General features: G+C 61.5%; 1 protein-coding gene. It reads left to right on the top strand.

Features of this window, described 5'->3' with window-relative positions:
* Nucleotides 1-1,855, top strand: a 1,855-nt coding sequence (gene acs / locus ACR0FG_RS20815; RefSeq protein WP_480895261.1) for an acetate--CoA ligase, incomplete at both ends; no start/stop codon positions are given.

The raw sequence follows: 1,855 nt of genomic DNA, 5'->3' as shown, positions 1-1,855 counted from the left end.
TCCCCCCTCTGAGGAGACTGTTGCGCGTGCGCATGTTGATGCGGCGAAGTACGACGAGATGTATGCGGCTTCGGTTGCTGATCCTGAAGGGTTCTGGGGGGAACAAGGCAAGCGGGTTGACTGGATCAAGCCGTTCACCAGGGTCAAGGATGTCGATTACAGTTTTGGCTCGGTCAAGATCAAGTGGTACGCGGATGGCACGCTGAACGTCTCGGCCAATTGTCTGGACCGTCACCTTGAGACGCGCGGCGATCAGACCGCGATCATCTGGGAGCCGGATGATCCCAATGACGAAGCCCAGCATATCTCGTATGCGGAGCTGCATCGCCGCACCTGCCGGATGGCCAATATTCTGGAATCCATGGGCGTGCGCAAGGGCGACCGGGTGGTGATCTATTTGCCGATGATCCCCGAGGCGGCCTATGCCATGCTGGCCTGCGCCCGCATTGGTGCGATCCATTCGATTGTTTTTGCAGGGTTTTCACCCGACGCGCTGGCAGCGCGGATCAATGGCTGCGAGGCCAAGGTTGTCATCACCGCGGATGAGGCCCCGCGCGGGGGTCGCAAGACGCCGCTCAAGTCCAACGCGGATGCGGCCCTGCTGCACTGCAAGGACACGGTCAAATGCCTGGTGGTCAAGCGCACCGGCGGGCAGACCACCTGGATCGACGGTCGTGATCATGACTACAACGAAATGGCGCTTGAGGTGGATGATTACTGCGCCCCGGCCGAGATGAGCGCCGAGGATCCTTTGTTCATCCTCTATACCTCCGGCTCCACCGGGCAGCCCAAAGGCGTTGTGCACACCACCGGCGGCTATCTGGTCTATGCGGCCATGACGCATGAGATCACCTTTGATTACCACGAGGGCGACATTTACTGGTGCACGGCGGATGTGGGCTGGGTCACCGGCCACAGCTATATCGTCTATGGTCCACTGGCCAACGGGGCGACCACGCTGATGTTCGAGGGCGTGCCGACCTATCCCGATGCCAGCCGGTTCTGGCAGGTCTGCGAAAAGCATAAGGTAAACCAGTTCTATACGGCGCCGACGGCGATCCGCGCGCTGATGGGTCAGGGCAACGAGTTTGTCGAGAAATGCGACCTGAGCGATCTGCGCATTCTGGGCACGGTGGGTGAGCCGATCAACCCCGAGGCCTGGAACTGGTACAACGAGGTGGTTGGTCAGGGGAGATGCCCGATCGTCGACACCTGGTGGCAGACCGAGACCGGCGGTCACCTGATGACGCCCCTGCCCGGCGCCCATGCGACCAAGCCCGGTTCTGCGATGAAGCCGTTCTTTGGCATCGAACCGGTGGTTCTGGACCCGCAATCGGGGGTCGAGATCGAGGGCAACGGGGTTGAGGGCGTGCTGTGCATCAAGGACAGTTGGCCCGGTCAGATGCGCACGGTCTGGGGCGATCATGAGCGGTTCGAGAAGACCTATTTCTCGGACTACAAGGGTTACTACTTCACCGGTGACGGCTGCCGGCGGGATGCGGATGGCGATTACTGGATCACCGGCCGTGTCGATGACGTGATCAATGTCTCGGGTCACCGCATGGGCACCGCCGAGGTGGAAAGCGCGCTGGTCGCCCACGCCGCCGTGGCCGAGGCCGCCGTTGTGGGCTATCCCCACGAAATCAAAGGGCAAGGCATCTATTGCTATGTCACCCTGATGAACGACCGCGCGCCGTCAGACGAGTTGCTGAAAGAGCTGCGCACCTGGGTTCGCACAGAAATCGGCCCGATCGCCAGCCCGGACGTGATCCAATGGGCCCCAGGCCTGCCCAAAACCCGCTCGGGCAAAATCATGCGCCGCATCCTGCGCAAAATCGCCGAGAACGACTTTGGC

This window comes from Ruegeria sp. E1, assembly GCF_056534225.1.
Note: the sequence above shows the minus strand (reverse complement) of the source record. Positions and strands in the feature narration are given on the sequence as shown.